Source organism: Nioella aestuarii, from assembly GCF_050896395.1.
Lineage (GTDB): Bacteria > Pseudomonadota > Alphaproteobacteria > Rhodobacterales > Rhodobacteraceae > Nioella > Nioella aestuarii.
Window position 1 is genome coordinate 101,600 of the sequence record NZ_JBPBBA010000006.1, and the last position, 14,677, is coordinate 116,276.

At 61.9% G+C, this 14,677-nt stretch carries 13 protein-coding genes; 2 read left to right on the forward strand and 11 right to left on the reverse strand.

Annotation, left to right across the window (positions count from 1 at the left end; genetic code table 11):
- Positions 1–29 precede the first annotated feature (29 nt).
- Positions 30–1,379 carry a Wzz/FepE/Etk N-terminal domain-containing protein gene (locus ACROHD_RS06180; RefSeq protein ID WP_432676493.1) on the forward strand — a complete coding sequence of 450 codons (1,350 nt, stop codon included), beginning with the start codon at positions 30–32 and terminating at the stop codon, positions 1,377–1,379.
- On the opposite strand, the gene ACROHD_RS06185 is transcribed toward ACROHD_RS06180, so the two are convergent.
- The 6 genes from ACROHD_RS06185 to ACROHD_RS06210 all read right to left on the reverse strand — a co-directional run bounded on the left by ACROHD_RS06185 (position 1,380) and on the right by ACROHD_RS06210 (position 8,755).
- Positions 1,380–2,291, reverse strand: a complete 912-nt coding sequence (locus tag ACROHD_RS06185; RefSeq protein ID WP_432676494.1) for a CpsD/CapB family tyrosine-protein kinase — start codon at positions 2,289–2,291, stop codon at positions 1,380–1,382.
- A 92-nt stretch (positions 2,292–2,383) separates the two neighbouring features.
- Complete coding sequence (locus ACROHD_RS06190; protein WP_432676495.1) at positions 2,384–4,462, reverse strand: NAD-dependent epimerase/dehydratase family protein; 2,079 nt, start codon at positions 4,460–4,462, stop codon at positions 2,384–2,386.
- Between the two features lie 12 nt (positions 4,463–4,474).
- Positions 4,475–5,446, reverse strand: coding sequence for a glycosyltransferase family 2 protein (locus ACROHD_RS06195; RefSeq protein WP_432676496.1), 972 nt, complete (start codon positions 5,444–5,446; stop codon positions 4,475–4,477).
- Positions 5,443–6,675, reverse strand: a complete 1,233-nt coding sequence (locus tag ACROHD_RS06200; protein ID WP_432676497.1) for a glycosyltransferase family 4 protein — start codon at positions 6,673–6,675, stop codon at positions 5,443–5,445. The genes ACROHD_RS06195 and ACROHD_RS06200 overlap by 4 nt, the downstream gene beginning before the upstream one ends.
- On the reverse strand, positions 6,672–7,619 hold the full coding sequence (locus ACROHD_RS06205; RefSeq protein WP_432676498.1) for an NAD-dependent epimerase/dehydratase family protein: 948 nt from the start codon (positions 7,617–7,619) through the stop codon (positions 6,672–6,674). The genes ACROHD_RS06200 and ACROHD_RS06205 overlap by 4 nt, the downstream gene beginning before the upstream one ends.
- Positions 7,607–8,755 carry a Gfo/Idh/MocA family protein gene (locus ACROHD_RS06210; RefSeq protein ID WP_432676499.1) on the reverse strand — a complete coding sequence of 383 codons (1,149 nt, stop codon included), beginning with the start codon at positions 8,753–8,755 and terminating at the stop codon, positions 7,607–7,609. Before ACROHD_RS06210 ends, ACROHD_RS06205 begins: the two co-directional genes overlap by 13 nt.
- 126 nt (positions 8,756–8,881) lie before the next feature.
- Between ACROHD_RS06210 and ACROHD_RS06215 the strand changes: the two genes are divergently transcribed.
- Positions 8,882–9,628, forward strand: coding sequence for a WecB/TagA/CpsF family glycosyltransferase (locus ACROHD_RS06215; RefSeq protein ID WP_432676500.1), 747 nt, complete (start codon positions 8,882–8,884; stop codon positions 9,626–9,628).
- Here the strand turns inward: ACROHD_RS06215 and ACROHD_RS06220 are convergent.
- From ACROHD_RS06220 to ACROHD_RS06240, 5 genes are all read right to left on the reverse strand, one after another.
- Positions 9,625–10,386 carry an SDR family NAD(P)-dependent oxidoreductase gene (locus tag ACROHD_RS06220; RefSeq protein ID WP_432676501.1) on the reverse strand — a complete coding sequence of 254 codons (762 nt, stop codon included), beginning with the start codon at positions 10,384–10,386 and terminating at the stop codon, positions 9,625–9,627. The two genes, ACROHD_RS06215 and ACROHD_RS06220, sit on opposite strands and share 4 nt — an antisense overlap.
- A complete protein-coding gene (locus ACROHD_RS06225; RefSeq protein WP_432676502.1) occupies positions 10,383–11,957 on the reverse strand; it encodes a GMC oxidoreductase in 1,575 nt (524 codons plus the stop codon). Before ACROHD_RS06225 ends, ACROHD_RS06220 begins: the two co-directional genes overlap by 4 nt.
- Positions 11,958–12,028: 71 nt before the next feature.
- A complete protein-coding gene (locus ACROHD_RS06230; protein ID WP_432676503.1) occupies positions 12,029–12,955 on the reverse strand; it encodes a site-specific tyrosine recombinase XerD in 927 nt (308 codons plus the stop codon).
- On the reverse strand, positions 12,952–14,457 hold the full coding sequence (locus ACROHD_RS06235) for a hypothetical protein (RefSeq protein WP_432676504.1): 1,506 nt from the start codon (positions 14,455–14,457) through the stop codon (positions 12,952–12,954). Before ACROHD_RS06235 ends, ACROHD_RS06230 begins: the two co-directional genes overlap by 4 nt.
- Positions 14,447–14,584, reverse strand: coding sequence for a hypothetical protein (locus tag ACROHD_RS06240; protein ID WP_432676505.1), 138 nt, complete (start codon positions 14,582–14,584; stop codon positions 14,447–14,449). Before ACROHD_RS06240 ends, ACROHD_RS06235 begins: the two co-directional genes overlap by 11 nt.
- Positions 14,585–14,677: the final 93 nt, after the last annotated feature.

A 14,677-nucleotide genomic window follows, 5' to 3' on the forward strand; every position in this document is an offset into this window, starting at 1 on the left:
AGCAAATTTGATCGGAAGGACTGCCCCCAATGGGTCCGATATCATCAATCTGGGATATCCCGCGCATCATGATCCGTCGGATCTGGGTGATCTTGCTGATCGTTCTTGTGGGCATTCCTTCTGTGCTTTTCTACGCGCTAAGCCAGCCGCGAGTTTATGAAGCTACGGCCGTGGTCCAGATCGAAGCTGCGCAGGTGGTGGAACGTCTGACAAGCCAAACCGGGGGCGGCGCAGCCAGCGGCACATTGAATCCGAACAGCGAACTGGAACTGATCGAGCAGCAGCTGATGTCGCGCGATCATATCCTGAGTATTCTGGATGAATTTCAGCTGTTCGTGGGAATTCCTTCTGTCACTGAACGCGTGGCTCTTGTGCGCCGCGCAGTGCAGATTGTCGAGTTGATCGATCCCGAACAGGCCTGGCGCCCTGATGCGCAGCCTTCGGGCCTGGTGATCACGGTGCGCCTGGACGATCCTGACATTGCCGCTGCAATCGCCAACACTTTCCTTGATCGGGTGCTGGAGGAGGCGCAGGAACGCACCTCTGGTCGGACTGCACGGACGCTGGAATTCCTGGTGGCCGAAGAATCGCGCCTGACCGGTGAAATCGAGGATCTGGAATTCGCGTATTCGGAGTTTCGGCAGGCCAATGCGGGCGCGCTGCCTGCGGCCATCGCCTCGCAACGCACACAGCTATCACGCCTGGAACAAAGCCGGATCGACATCGAAGAACAGATTATTGAGCTGGAAAGCGAAAGCGGCAGGCTGCTGGCAGAGGCGCGGTTGCGGCAGCAGGAGCTTCTCAATCAGCGCCTTGGATTGGTGACTGATGCCATAGCCGAGATTCAAGCCGTTCTGGCCACTGCACCGGAAGTGGAACGTCAGACCCATGTCTACGACCGCCAGCTGGCCCAATTGCAGGAAGAACTTGGCGTCATCACCGAACGCCGGGCACAGGCCGCGATGAACCAGCTTCTGGAAGTCCGCAATCAGGCAGAACGGTTCGAGGTTCTGGAAACCGCCATTCCGCCGGAATATCCCGTCTCGACCAGCCGCAAGAAACTGGCTCTTGCCGGTGGTGTTATGGTGGCGCTCCTTGCCTGCGCGGCTGCCTTGACGCTGGAAATCCTCGACGGTCGCCTGCGTAGTGCGCGCCAGTTCGAGAAAGAGCTTGGTGTTCAACCGGTTATCGTCATCCCTAACCTGCGCAGCCAGCGTCAGGTCCGTCGGGGGCGGGTGCTTTGGATTGGTGTGGTGACGGCAATTGTTGTCGGGGCTGCCGGATATCTTGGCGGATGGTTCCGCAACATAGCAGACCGGATGCCGCGGGCGCAGAACCGTCAGCTTGCTGTTGTCATGCGGCGCACGACGCGCAACTGATCAGCCGCCATAGCCATAGCCGGGCTCTTCATCCACCTCGGCCTTGTTCATAACGACGCCCAAGATCGGCAGATCGTCGCCAAGACGGCGCTGAACCTCTCGTACGTCGCGCGCGCGGGTTTCGCCGCCGCCCACGACCAGCAACACACAGTCGATATGCGAGCGAAAGGCCAGCACGTCATCCATCGCAAGGGCAGGGGGCAGATCGTACAAGATCAGGTCCGCCCCTAGCTCCTCCTGCATTCGGTTCAGGATGGTGGTGGTGTTCGGGTGTTGCAAAAGCTCTGCGGCGAAAGGATCGGTTCGACCATTGACACCAAGCGCCAGACGATCGCCGATATTCAGCATATTGGGTGCAAAGCTGGACAGGTAGGTGGCAGAGTCTATTTCACCACGCAGAAAATCAGCGGTCCCGGGCATGTCGCGCAGGCCCAAAATGCGCGCAAGTCCAGGGCGGCGCAGGTCCATGTCGATCAAAGCCGTGCGAAGATCGCTCAGCCGTGACAGGCTGATGGCCAGGTTGATGGCCGTAAAGCTTTTGCCATTTCCGGGATTGGGTGAGGTGATGCCGATCCGGCTCCAGCCATGTTCCCGCATGGCTTGCACAATGCGGGTCCGCAGCACATCGAACGCCCCGTGAACGGGGTCGTGCCGGCTGGCAGTGATCACCAGATTTCGATCGAGTCGGGCGGGTTCCACCGGGATTCGAGGAAGGCGGTCCCAGATATCGGTTTCAGGGGAACGACCGGCAGGTGCGGGCCTTTCGGGCGTTTGTTCCCCTGCTTCGGTGTCCTGACCCAAAGGCTGATCGGCGGTCAACGCCTCGCGCAGCCGCCGTTCCAACGCCCGGCGGCGCCGGTCGCTGTCGCTCAGCCCTTTATGGGAGCCGGTAGTGGGGCGGTTACTGCTCATACTGTCTCAAGTCCTGTTTATTGGCCGGAGATCCGGCACTCACTGTTATATAGGCCAAGTTTGGCACAATTAAGCCCCTCGACCGAATTGGCTCAGACCCCGAACAGCGCCTTGGCGTTCAAAGCGCGGCTCAGGAAACGTGCGCGGTCGGCCTCTGGCTGCCATCCGAGCACCCGCTTTGGCTGGCTGTTGTCAAACCGGGCCAGATGCGCCCGCGACTTCCAGTCCGCAAGCGACGGTCTGACCGCATTGCGCCGTCCAAGCGCATAGCGTTTGAGCGCATATTTCACCCCATCCGCCAGCCACATCGCCGTCAGATTGCCGGAACTGACCTGCATTCGCGCGCCGAGCTTGTCGTGGATGGCCTCAAAATACTCGCGCCCGGTCAGAAGATGTTCGCCCGTCAGGTTAAAGCTTCGCCCAATTGCCGCATCACGATCCATCATTGCAATCAGCCCCTCCGACAGGTCGTCGGCCAGCACGAAGGGCAGGATGTTGCGCCCGTTGCCCCAGAGCTTGACCGCACCCGCGCCGTGCCAGCGTCCGATCCCCCAATGCTGCAATGGCCCGTCGCCGCCCACCACGATGCCGGGGCGCGCGATGACCAGCGGCAACCCGTCCTGGCGGTGCATCCGCATCAGCCGCCGTTCACATTCGGCCTTTGATCGCGCATAGAGATTGCGCGCCTCGATATCCCCGAAGCCTGTGGCCTCGGTGATCATCCCGTCGGGGTCTGACATGTCGTAAGAGGCAATGGTGCCGGTATAAACAAGCCGCGACACACCCGCCTGCAACGCAGCTTCACCGATGCGCACGGCGGTGCCGACATCGTTCTTCAACGCGTCCTCCCACGTGTCATCCATGGATTTCGCAAGGTTATAGACGGTGTGAATACCCTCCATCGCTTCTGTGATGCCGGCTTTGTCTTCCAAGGAGACGGGGCAGGTTTCCACATGATCGGCAATGTCCGCAAAGGGCCCATGCGCCCCGCGTGACAGCACCCGGACATCATGGCCTTCCGCCACCAAAGCCCGCGTCAAGTTACGACCGATATAGCCGGTGCCGCCAATAACCATCACGCCGGGGCGCGGGGTGCCAGTGATGACCGCAGGCGCGGGCTGAGCCGGGATCAGGGCCAGCGTGTCGTCAATGGCCTGCATGACCGTGATGGCGGCTTCAGGCGAAAATCGCGGATCAGCGCCGCCATAAACGGCTCGGTTCATGCCCTGAAAGCTTTGCCCATAGGGGCTGCGACGGTTCAGCGAAGACGTCTGGATCGCTGCATTACGCAGGCCCTCGCGAAGATGCTCCTTCGCCGCCCCCAGTTGCTTCAGTAGTGGGTTCACCACGAGGTCGGCTGTGTTATCGCGTGTCACGACCAGCGTATCGGCTGCATAGTCTAGCCGCGCCATGCCCGATGATCCGCGTAAGGTGACAGACCGATCGTCGATGGTTTCGACCATGGACAGCGTCAGCGTCACGTCCACATCGCCCGCGCGCGCAAGGATGCGCCAGCTTTGGTCTCGGGTCTCGCCGCCAGGCAGGGAAACGGGTTGGCCGGTGATGGCAGAAAGGATTTCCAGCGGGCCAAACTGATCGACCGCAAAGGAAAACGGGTGCGGCCCAAGTTCCAACAGCAGGTTCTTTGGCTCTCGCAGCAGCCACAGCCCATAGGGGCCGGAGCGCAAGGGTGCAAGCGGCAGGCACCAGCTGATCCGCGCCTCTGCGATGCGGCCAAGCTGACCATCCGAAACCATGGCTTTCAGGCTGTCATACCGGGGCAGGCCAAGGAAATTGTGGCCGGGAGAGAAACGCTTGCCGACACGGGCTGCGGTCTCGGCGATGGAACGCGTCTCGTCGGCAGAAAGGGCCACCGGCTTTTCCACAAGCACATCCAGCCCGCCTTCAAGGCATTCCACTGCCAGATCGTGGTGCAGATTCGGCGGTGTCAGGATATGTACCGCGTCGCAGACCTGTGCGGCGATCAGGTCGGTGACGGAGGTGAACACCTGTGCGGAATGTGCTGCTGCCAACCCCTCTGCAGCACCTTGGCTGCGGTCACAGACGGCAGTGATCTCAACACCGGGCGTCGCGCGCAGTGCATCCGCATGCCAGCTTGCGATGTAGCCCGCGCCGATGAGGCCGATCCTGATAGGGTGTGATGCACTCACTTTAAACGTTCCTTACTTGTATTCGATGATCTGCATAGAGCGTCCGCGCAGGCGGCGCAGAGCGAATGTGGTCATACCGATGAGGTTTGGGATTTTGGACAGCGTCAGGAAGCCAGCGAACCGCCACGCAATGCCGGGCGCAATCCCGTCTCTCAACAGGCCCCGCAAGGCACTTGCATAAGATCCGGCATAGAGCGCAACGACACCCGCCAGAACCCAGATATTCGTGATCAATCCGGCCAGTGCCACGGCAGGTAGCATCAGGCCGAACACATAGACCCGTGCCCGTTCCCGCGACAGGTGCCCCCCATGCAACGCGCCAAGCTGAGCGAAACCGTGGCCGTTCCTGACCGAGCGTTTCCACCATTGTGAAAACCGGTGCATGTCGGCGTCATGGGCCGTCATGTTGCGGGGAATGCGAAGCAGTTTGTAACCCGCCATGCGCACCCTCAGGCAGAACTCGTCATCCTCAGCCGCGATGACTTGCGGGTTGAATCCGCCTGCCTTTTCGAATGCCATTGTGCGCACCAGCATATCGCCCCCGCAGGCCACGATTGGCCCCGCCGGTCGATACCATTCATGGTCGCACATGGCGTTGTAGATGCTGTCCTGTGGGTGAATCTCTCGTCGCCAACCGGTAACGATGCCAAGTCCGGTATCGGCACGCATCACAGACAGAGCCATAGACAACCAGTCGCGCACCATCGCGCAATCGCCGTCGATGAATTGCAGGAACTCTGGCAGGCCCTCGTCGCGCAGCGCGTCGACGCCGGCATTGCGGGCGCGGGCGGCGGTGAAGGGGATGGACATGTCAAGCTCGACCACTTCAATGCCTTTCGACTGCGCATAGAGCACGCTGCGATCGGTTGAGCCGCTATCGACATAGACGATCCGGTCAACAAGACCGATGACCGAGTCGAGCGCGCGTTTCAGGCGGTCGCCCTCATTGCGGCCGATAAGGATAATTGCAACGGCGTCGTTCATCCTTTTGCCTCCGGTCGTTTCTCGGGCGGCAGGTCAGCGCCTGCGCGGAATAAACGCGCGAGGCGGGCCGCTTCCGTTGTGGCGGTGAAATGGGCTTCGACTTTGGCGCGCCCGGCCTCTGCCATGCGCTGGCGGAGGGGGCTGTCCCCCATGACCCGCAGGATCGCGGCCCGCAAGGCCGCCCCGTCCCCCGGTGCCACGAGACAACCTGTCACCCCATCTTCCACCAGTTCCGAAACCCCGCCAACTGCTGTTGCGATGGTGGGCATCCTGGCGGCCATGGCCTCCATCAGCACCACCGGCACGCCTTCCGCGAAACTGGGCAGTACCAGGGCGTCATGGCTGGCCAGCAAGTCGGCCACTTCGGATTGCGATTTGTAGCCCGCGAAACGCACGGCCCCGGCAAGGTTCAACGCGGTCGCCTGAGCCTCCAGCGCGGCGCGGTCCGGGCCATCCCCCACGAGGGTCAGCGTCAGGTCGGGGCGGGTCAGGCGGGCCTCTGCCAGCGCGTCCAACAGAACGGGTACGCCTTTGACCGCCGCCAGACGGCCCACGAACATAAGCCTCGTACCATCACGTTCGCCCGGCGCGTAGCGCTCCGGTTCCACCCCGCAATGGATGATCTTGAGCTTGCTCCAATGATCCTGGGCCGAGAAGAACATCGCCTGAGAGCGGCAGAATTCGCTGATGCAGGCCACGAACCGGGCGCGGGCGATCTTTTCATCGAGCCGCCAGTGATCGGGGGCAAAGAAGATGTCAGGCCCGTGCAGGGTGAAACTATAGGGAATGCCCGACAGTTCCGAGGCCAGCATCGCCACAGTGCAACTCGACTTGGCGATATGGTTGTGCAGATGCTGGACGCCGTTCTTGCGCAGGTGATGGGCCAGAACGAGCGCCTCGGTAAAGTAGATCATGTTGTAAAGGCGGCCCTTGATCCCCTTGGGCGCAGTCCGCCATGCAAGTGCCAGTGCCCGGAAATAGCGCCCAAGCCGGGGCAGCATCGCCAGTTCGGCCCGCGCCATGGTCAAGGGGTTTGCTGTGGCGGAAAGCACGCGGAAGGTGCGCGCGGCCTCCTGCCTCTGCTCCTCGCCTACCAGATGCTCGTCACCGGTGCGGCGGATGGAACAGGTCAGAACCTCCAACCCTTCAGCCCGCAGAGCCGCCACTTCGCGCTGAATGAACGTATCGGTGGCGCGGGGGTATTCGCCGGTCAGATAGGCGATTTTCATGCGTTGGCCCCCTCAATCAGATTGGCAGCCATCAGCGCCTCAAACTCATGCTGCGGAGCAAGGCCAAGCGCTGCGACCGCGCGATGCCCGTCCCAGCCCATGGGCATCATCCGGGCACGCAGAACCGGGCGGCGCAGCAGGCCGGGACGGTTGGGATTGTCGCCAGCGAGACAATCCAAAAACCGCCAGTGGACGGGCAGGATCACGCGGGGCCAGCCCGAAACGGAAAGCGCATTCAGAAAACGCACCCGGTCGGGCAGATCGTCATCCAGCACATTGACGGTGCAGGACGGGGCGGTCACGGCGGATATCAGCGCTTCGCCTGCGCGGTCAATTTCACACAGGGGCACTTGCCCGTCGCGCCCGATACGGATCAGGACCGCACCCTTGGCAGGGCCGAAATGCGCGGACCACAGCCGCCCCGGCCCCCAGATCGCCCCAAGCCTGAGAATGCTGAGGTCGATTCCGGCCCTTGCGGCTTCGGCCTGCATACACTCCTCCTGCATCAGCTTGGCGCGGGTATAGGCATCGCGCAGGTCGGGACGCGGCTCCAGCGGACTGTCTTCGGTGATGACCCCGCCAGGTTCACCCGCCCCATAGACCGAGACGGATCCGGCCAGTACGACGCGTGATACCCCGGCCTCTGCGGCTGCGCGCATGAGTGCGGCGCTGTCCTCCACCACATCCTGTTGAAACTCCGCGTCCGTTCCGGCCATCCGACCCGCTACATGGATCACCGCAGACGAGCCTGCGAGCATCCCTGCCAGATCCGGGCTGTGCAATGCGCCCTCAACATAGGTCACATCTGGCCCGTTCGACCCGCCGTTCCGGTGGCCATAACGAGAATGCAGCACCACCTGATGACCCGCACGCATGGCATAGTCCGCTGCCGCGCGGCCCACATAACTGCCAGCCCCTGTGATGCACAGCTTCAGCGCGCCCATGGCATCGGCTCCATCTTCTCGCAGCTCGTGGACATTCGATGGACGCCCTCAACCTGACATGCCAACGTCACCTCTGTCAGGTGCAACGCATATTCCCCCGCAATACGCGACGGGCGGCCAGCGGCAATCGAGTCAAGCATCTCCACGGGACCAAGCGCAAAGTTCATTGCGGCTGCACCTTCGCGGCTCACTTTCGGATGGGTGGGGCCATGCAGGCGCAGGCGCTTCGTCAGTGGACTTTCCATCAGTCGCCGCCGGATGCGCAGCCGCTTGCGGAACCGCACTGGCGCGGCATTGTCCCAGGCCTTGTCCAGTTCCAGCACGCCATTATCCCCAACAACACGTAGGCGATGGTCGTGGGGGGCGGTGATGGAACAGGTCAGCCGCGCAACGGGGCCGCTTGCGAAATGCAAGGTGGCGACTGAAAAATCCGGTGCGCAGCCGGTCACACCGCGTTTGTCGGGGATAGTTTCGGCGGTGGCGGTCACGACCTTTTCCACCGCACCGAAGCAGGCAATCAGCCAGCTGAGGTAATAGCCCGCATGTTCCAGCGTGCAGCCGGTGCGGAATTCGTCGGCATAGGGCCACGGCGCGCCGGATGCGCTGACCCAACCTTCTACCGGGGCTTGCGGGATGAACCCGTCGTCAAGCTCTGCATAGATCAGCCGGGGCGTGCCCGCGATCTCGTCGCGCAATGCCGTTGCCAGTGTCTGCGCCGCTTCGCCCAGAACCGAGGACGGCGCGCTGCCCAGTTGAAGACCCTTGGCGAGGGCCAGGTCATGCAAAGCTCGGGCGTCGCCCATCGCCAGCACCATTGGTTTTTCGCTAAAGACGTGGTGCCCGGCGCTTAGGCAGGCGCGGGTGATTTCAGCGTGCGATGACGGATTGGTAAGGTTCAGGATCAGGTCCGGCGTGGTCGCGAAAACCGCTTCCAGGCTGTCACAGGCGGGCAGGGACCAATGGGTACTGAACGCCGCCAGCCGCGCCGGATCACGGTCATGCACGGCCACAAGCTGCACATCAGGATGTTTGGCGAAGGACCGCATGTAAAGATCAGCCACAAAGCCGCACCCGATCACCGCCACGCGATGCGTGCCCTGCGGCGTGATGCCGTTGGCTGGTCTGGTCTGGGTCATGTGCCTGCTCTTTTTCTTGTCTTGGCGTCACTTTGACCCCAAAAGCATGGCAACAGTTTGTCCTGCCGGGTGCTCTTTTGTGCAAGGGCGCTTTCGGGCAAGGTGTCGCAAAGGCAGAGGTCGACGATGAAATTTCGGGCAGGTGATCATGAGGTAAGCGTCACGATTGACAGCTGGCCTGCGCTGGACCGCGCCTTGAGGGAGCGGTTCGCAGCGGGTGAAGGCTTTGCGCTGGCGACGCTGAATCTCGACCACTTGACCAAGCTTCGCGAACCGGGACCGTTCCGCGCCGCCTATGATGCGCAGGATCTGGTGACGGCCGATGGCAATCCGATCGTCTGGTGTTCGCGTCTTGCAGGGCAACCTGTGGATCTGTTGCCGGGGTCTGACATGATCCTGCCGATCTGTCGGATTGCCGCCGAGATGGAGGTTCCACTTGGGTTGGTGGGCAGCACGGATGACAGCCTTGCCGGTGCGGCCGCCACGTTGGAGGAATTGGTGCCGGGGCTGCGTGTTGTGTCCCTGATCGCGCCGCCGATGGGATTTGATCCCGAGGGCGCAGCAGCGGATGAGATCTTGAAAGACCTGGCCCGCGCCGGGGTTCGCCTTTGTTTTCTGGCACTTGGTGCTCCAAAACAGGAGGTTCTGTCCGCCCGTGGCCGACGTATCGCGCCCGAGATCGGGTTTGCCTCTATTGGGGCGGGGCTCGATTTTCTGTCGGGCCAGCAGACCCGTGCACCGGAATGGGTGCGGCGGTTGGCGCTGGAATGGCTATGGCGCTTGCTCGGCAATCCGCGCCGGATGGCTGCACGCTATGGCGCAGCCTTCCGCGATCTTCCGGTGCATCTGTGGCGATCCTGGCGGATGCGTTAAGGCAGACGTCGTGCGCTCATGCGGGGCTTCATCAGAACTCGGTCAGCGATCCGGCGTTTCAGCGACCGCGGCGGCGGGATTTCCCGGTCCATTTCCCATGTTGTTCCGGTCAGGCTTGGATCATGCCAAAGCGCCAGCTGCGCGCCCCATTTCGCGGCCTGTTGAGGGGCCAAACCGTCAGGAATGCCCATGCTTGTCGCCAACATGCCCGGCATCCAGTCATTCACCACGATTCCGGGAAAGCGATCACCCAAATCCGCGATCACCGCGCGGGTAAAGATACGCGCAGCGCCCTTGGACACGGAATAGGCGGAAGAGGCGGGCAGCGGTGCAATGTCAGCGAAGGTTGCGACGTTCAGAATGCGTCCAAAACCGGTGTCCAACATACCATCCAGTGCCGCGCGGGTGCAGGCGACGATGCCACCGAGATTGGTGGCGACAACCCCCATAAAGCTTTGGGCCGTCTCCTCGGTGAAGTCGCGACGCGGGTATTGGGCGGCGTTGTTGACAAGCACTGTGATTGTGCCATGAGATTTAGCAATTTCAAAGGCATGAGAGACAGAGTTAAAGTCAGATACATCTGCTTCTACGCCGTGAAACCTGCCTGACTGTGCCTGTTTCCCGGTGTCATCAAGTGCTGCCCTGTCGCGCGCAAGGCCAACCACGGTCATGCTTTGCGAGAGCTCTACCGCCAAAGCTCGGCCAAGTCCGCCGCCTGCGCCGGTAACAATGGCTATGCCTTTGGTCAGATCATTCATCTGCTGTCCTTTATCCTGTCGGCCACACGCAGGGCGTTTGCAGCGATAGTCAGGCTTGGGTTCACACCCATCGAGGTCGGGAAAACCGAGGCGTCCGCGACCCAGAGATTGTGCACATCATGCACGCGGCAATCGGTGTTAACGACCGAGTCCCCAGCATCCGATCCCATCCGTAACGTGCCGCAAGGATGGCCGAAATTCGGCTCCGGTTCATGGGTCAGGAACGCGGTTCTTATGCCTTTGAAGGATTTGCGGATCAGCCGCCGGAACAGTTTGCGCCGCGCCAAAAGCTCATCCGACACCCGGTATTCAAGCTGAATGCGACCTGGGTTCTGTTCGTCCAAGACCACCCGGTTTTCCGCATAGGGCAGATCCTCCAACAACCCGACGAACACTTTGGCGGTGCCCATCAGTTTTGCTCCTATCGCGGCCGGAATTCTGGTCATGTCCAACGCGCCCGGTATGCGCCGTATCCAGCTACGGGCGACCCGACCGCGAAGATGGTGCACGATCTCTCCATATCCCACGTCAATTCCCATAGCTTGAACCATGCCAAGCCTCTGATTTTCAACGAAATACAGATCACGAAAGCCAACGGATTTCGATGGCCCCGCAAAGCTTGCCGCCTTGCCGGGCCAAAGCGCGAAGATTTCATTGAGGTGAAACATCAGGTTCCGCCCGACCAGATCCGCGCCATTGCCGATGCCATTCGGGTCTTGGTCCGACTGTGAGGCGAGCAGCAGGCGCGGGGAGGACAAGGCGCCAGCGGCCAACACCACATGGCGGGCAGACAGGATCTCTGACTGGCCATCCTGGCACGCTTCGACGCACACGGACCCATCAGCGTTTCGAACCAGCCGCGTCACCTCACAACCCGTGAGAATCGCGGCATTTCCAGTTGCCAACGCCGGTTCAAGCCCGGCTGAGCGCCCGTCCATCTTGCAGGCGCGGGGGCATTTATGGCCAAGACAATCCTTACAGCCGTCAAGACGCTTCACTGCTGTATGCAGCCGATACGGATGCAGCCCGTTGCCGCGCAGACGGTCCATGATCATCGCGTCGCCAGGGGCGGTCGGATGGGGCGTTGCGACCGAAGGGCAGGGCACGCGGGACAGCGGATCGGGCTCTCCGTGCAGGTGAAACATGCTTTGGGCAGCGTCGAACCAGGGCCGCATGGCGTCGAAACCTATTGGCCAGCCACCTGTCGGGTGCGGGCGATCCGGCAGGTTATCCAGATCATGGGGTTCGGGGCGTTCCAGTGTCGCCGCGTAAAAGACGGATGATCCACCGGGGCCGGACCCAAGGGGAGCGAAAAGTTCCTGTGTATGCCCTTTCAGCGTGACTGAGATCGGCTCGGCCCAGAACCCGCGTATCGCCCGTGCCACCGGATCGCCCATACCGAGATCGAGCGCGGTTTCCTCGGCCCTGAACCCGGCCCTGCCCTTTTCGAGGAACAGCACTTTCATGCCAGCCTCTGCCAGCGCCCGACCGGCCACGCCGCCGCCCACGCCCGTGCCGATCACGATCGCGTCCCAATGGGTGTCCCGGATATCGGAAATCTGTGCCTGCATCTGTGCTTTTCGCCTTTTGCAGCAGTCCTAGCGGTAAATTGGGGCCAGTTCGGGGCGAAATCTGCGGGAAATCAGGATTTTGCCAAGGGATGCTTTTCCAGCACAAGGGCCTTCAGGCGCTCGTCCAACACATGGGTGTAGATCTCGGTCGTGGCGATGTCGGCATGGCCCAAAAGCGTCTGGATCGCGCGCAGGTCAGCGCCATTCTGCAACAAGTGGGTCGCAAAGGCATGGCGCAAGGTATGGGGGGTGACGGCATCAGGGGATACCCCCCCAGCAACTGCCAACTCTTTGATCAGTGTGAAGAATCGGACACGGGTCAAATGCCCCGCCTTGCCGCGTGACGGAAACAGGAACCGAGATGCTGGGGCGCCCTTTTCAATGCGAGCCAGCTCCTCCATTTCATCACGATGCACAAGCCAGGCGACAAGCGCAGCGCGGGCGGGCGGCGACAATGGAACCATCCGTTCCTTGTTGCCTTTGCCCCGGATCAGCAACAGTTGCGGATCGCCCCGCGCGGCGGACACGGGCAGGCCAACCAACTCACTGACTCGCATTCCGGTCGCGTAAAGCAGCTGCATGAGGCAGGTGTTTCGCAGCCGGTCTCCGGCACTGCGGCCATGGGTTTCGGCGGCCTCTAGCAGGCGGTCAACCTCCTGCATGGTCAGGGTCTTGGGAAGCGCCTTGTCACGGCCAGGCCCCTTGATCTGAAGCGCCGGATTGTCCAGCCGCAGTCCATCCTCATAGGCAAAGCGATACAGCTGTTTGATAGAGGAAAGCCGCCTTGCGCGGGTGGATCGGGCCAGGCCAAGCGCATCCAGCGAAATCAGATAAGCCTCGATATCGGCGCGACTGGCCGTGTCAAAGCCAAGCCCACGCTCGGACAGCCACCCGCAGGCATCCATCAGGTCACGGCCGTAGGCCAAAAGGGTGTTTTCAGCGGCATTCAGTTCGGCGGCCTGCGCCTCCAGAAACGGCGATATCCAGGCCGCAGTCATCCTCGCCGTTCCAGGATCATCAATTCAAGCGCGGTTCGGCGGGCAACAGTTTCCAGCCCCACGGCCCGAAACAACGACAGCGCGTCCTGCATGTCATCGAGATCGCCCGACCCGTCACCAAGCACAAGTGAGGCGCGCAGCAAGGCTTCTCCGATCCGCTCTTCAGCGACCATTCGGGCATACCGGTCCGGCATGTCCGTGGTTGAGAACACATCTGCAATCACACGGGGCAGGGCCCCTACGGGGGCAGGTGGGGCGCTTTGACCGCGCGCCACCGCAAAGAGAAACCGCTCGCCGGGCGATTGGGGAACAGCCATTTGAGCAACGGATTCGTATTCGCCTGACAAAAGCGCCACGCGCCGCGCCAAAAGTGCCGCGTCCCCGGTCAGAGGCAGGCGCAGCAGTCTTTGTGCGTAGAGTTCCGCAAAAGGAACTTCCAAATGCGTTTCCTGCATTGCAGTCCACGCCGGAAACAGGGTTTCGGACACGGCCTGAGGGTCCTGAGCCAAAAGCGCCACGTCGAATTCCTGAAGCGCGTCGATCCGGTCCCAGACCCCGCCCGAAGCTGAGGGGACGCGGCTGGTGGCGATCAACTGCCATTGATCGGGGGTGATGGCGCCCGCCCGTGCAAGTCGTTCGGCGGCGTCAAGCTGCGCGCGCCACCCGGCAACATCAGCCATATCTGCATGGGCGAAGGGCAGGGGCAATTGCCCCGCGCCCGGGCGCTCGCCAATGGCCACCCGCATGACGTAGTGAAGCGGTGAGGGCGACAAGTCGAGCGGCAGCGGCGGCTCGCCTTCGAAAAGCTCAGGGTCGAGAAAGCGGGCAATCAGCTCTCCCTCGTCGTCATCGATAAATCCAAGCGCTTCGCCAGTCCCCAAGGTGAGAGCCGCAGCAGACCAGTCGCCATTGCGGGCGAGACAGAAGATTCGAGCTGGAAAGGACGGCGCAATATCAGGATTGGCGCGCATCGCGGCACAGGCGCGGTCGGGCTGATCGGTCAGAAGCGTGACGTCGAACCAGCGGCGAAAGACCCGTGGCGCGCTTGGGCCGGCGCGTTCCATCATGGCGCGTGCTGCGTCGATGGCCCCGCGTGACAACAGCATGTCAAGCCGCGCCAGGAACAGCTCGGATTCGGCTGAACTGTCGGTTGGCGGATTCAACTCGGCCAATGCCAGCATGGTGGTGAACCGCTGGATCGAAGGCAAAGCCAGATCGGTCTGCGCACGGAAGAGGTTGGCCAGCGTCACAGAATCCGACCCAACCCAAAGATCCGCAGGCAGACCCGTTTGATTTGGCGACAGCAACCCGACGGCATCTAGATTGACCGCGCCGATCGCCATGACGGTGATCTCGGCCGGTGTCGCGGTGGTGGCGATATTTCCATGTGGGCTAAGCAGGGTTTCAGACAGCCATTCAGGCGGTGCGGTCTGTTCAACCGCTTCCTGTGCAGCGACCGGACCAGCCAACGCCGCCATGATCAGCGCCGCCCTAGTCCACATTCAGATCAACCGGCCGTGTGATTTCGCGTGTTTGCGGCTGCATGAGGCCGGAATAGGCATAGCCCACAAGCCCGATCACCCCGAGCAGCGCGAGAAAGAAGATCAACTTGATGATACGCCCAAACATGAGTCCCCAACCTGCCGTGATTTTCGACGTTTGCCGCCGCTATCAAATCATTATAAGCCACTTGAGAGGGGATTTCGCCAGTAGGGGGACGAT

What these genes read in the sequence shown, in the direction of transcription:
- ACROHD_RS06180 (WP_432676493.1), top strand. Translation starts at nt 30, where the DNA reads ATGGGTCCGATATCATCAATCTGGGATATCCCGCGCATCATGATCCGT.
- ACROHD_RS06185 (WP_432676494.1), bottom strand. Translation starts at nt 2,291, where the DNA reads ATGAGCAGTAACCGCCCCACTACCGGCTCCCATAAAGGGCTGAGCGAC.
- ACROHD_RS06195 (WP_432676496.1), bottom strand. Translation starts at nt 5,446, where the DNA reads ATGAACGACGCCGTTGCAATTATCCTTATCGGCCGCAATGAGGGCGAC.
- ACROHD_RS06200 (WP_432676497.1), bottom strand. Translation starts at nt 6,675, where the DNA reads ATGAAAATCGCCTATCTGACCGGCGAATACCCCCGCGCCACCGATACG.
- ACROHD_RS06205 (WP_432676498.1), bottom strand. Translation starts at nt 7,619, where the DNA reads ATGGGCGCGCTGAAGCTGTGCATCACAGGGGCTGGCAGTTATGTGGGC.
- ACROHD_RS06210 (WP_432676499.1), bottom strand. Translation starts at nt 8,755, where the DNA reads ATGACCCAGACCAGACCAGCCAACGGCATCACGCCGCAGGGCACGCAT.
- ACROHD_RS06215 (WP_432676500.1), top strand. Translation starts at nt 8,882, where the DNA reads ATGAAATTTCGGGCAGGTGATCATGAGGTAAGCGTCACGATTGACAGC.
- ACROHD_RS06220 (WP_432676501.1), bottom strand. Translation starts at nt 10,386, where the DNA reads ATGAATGATCTGACCAAAGGCATAGCCATTGTTACCGGCGCAGGCGGC.
- ACROHD_RS06225 (WP_432676502.1), bottom strand. Translation starts at nt 11,957, where the DNA reads ATGCAGGCACAGATTTCCGATATCCGGGACACCCATTGGGACGCGATC.
- ACROHD_RS06230 (WP_432676503.1), bottom strand. Translation starts at nt 12,955, where the DNA reads ATGACTGCGGCCTGGATATCGCCGTTTCTGGAGGCGCAGGCCGCCGAA.
- ACROHD_RS06235 (WP_432676504.1), bottom strand. Translation starts at nt 14,457, where the DNA reads ATGTGGACTAGGGCGGCGCTGATCATGGCGGCGTTGGCTGGTCCGGTC.
- ACROHD_RS06240 (WP_432676505.1), bottom strand. Translation starts at nt 14,584, where the DNA reads ATGTTTGGGCGTATCATCAAGTTGATCTTCTTTCTCGCGCTGCTCGGG.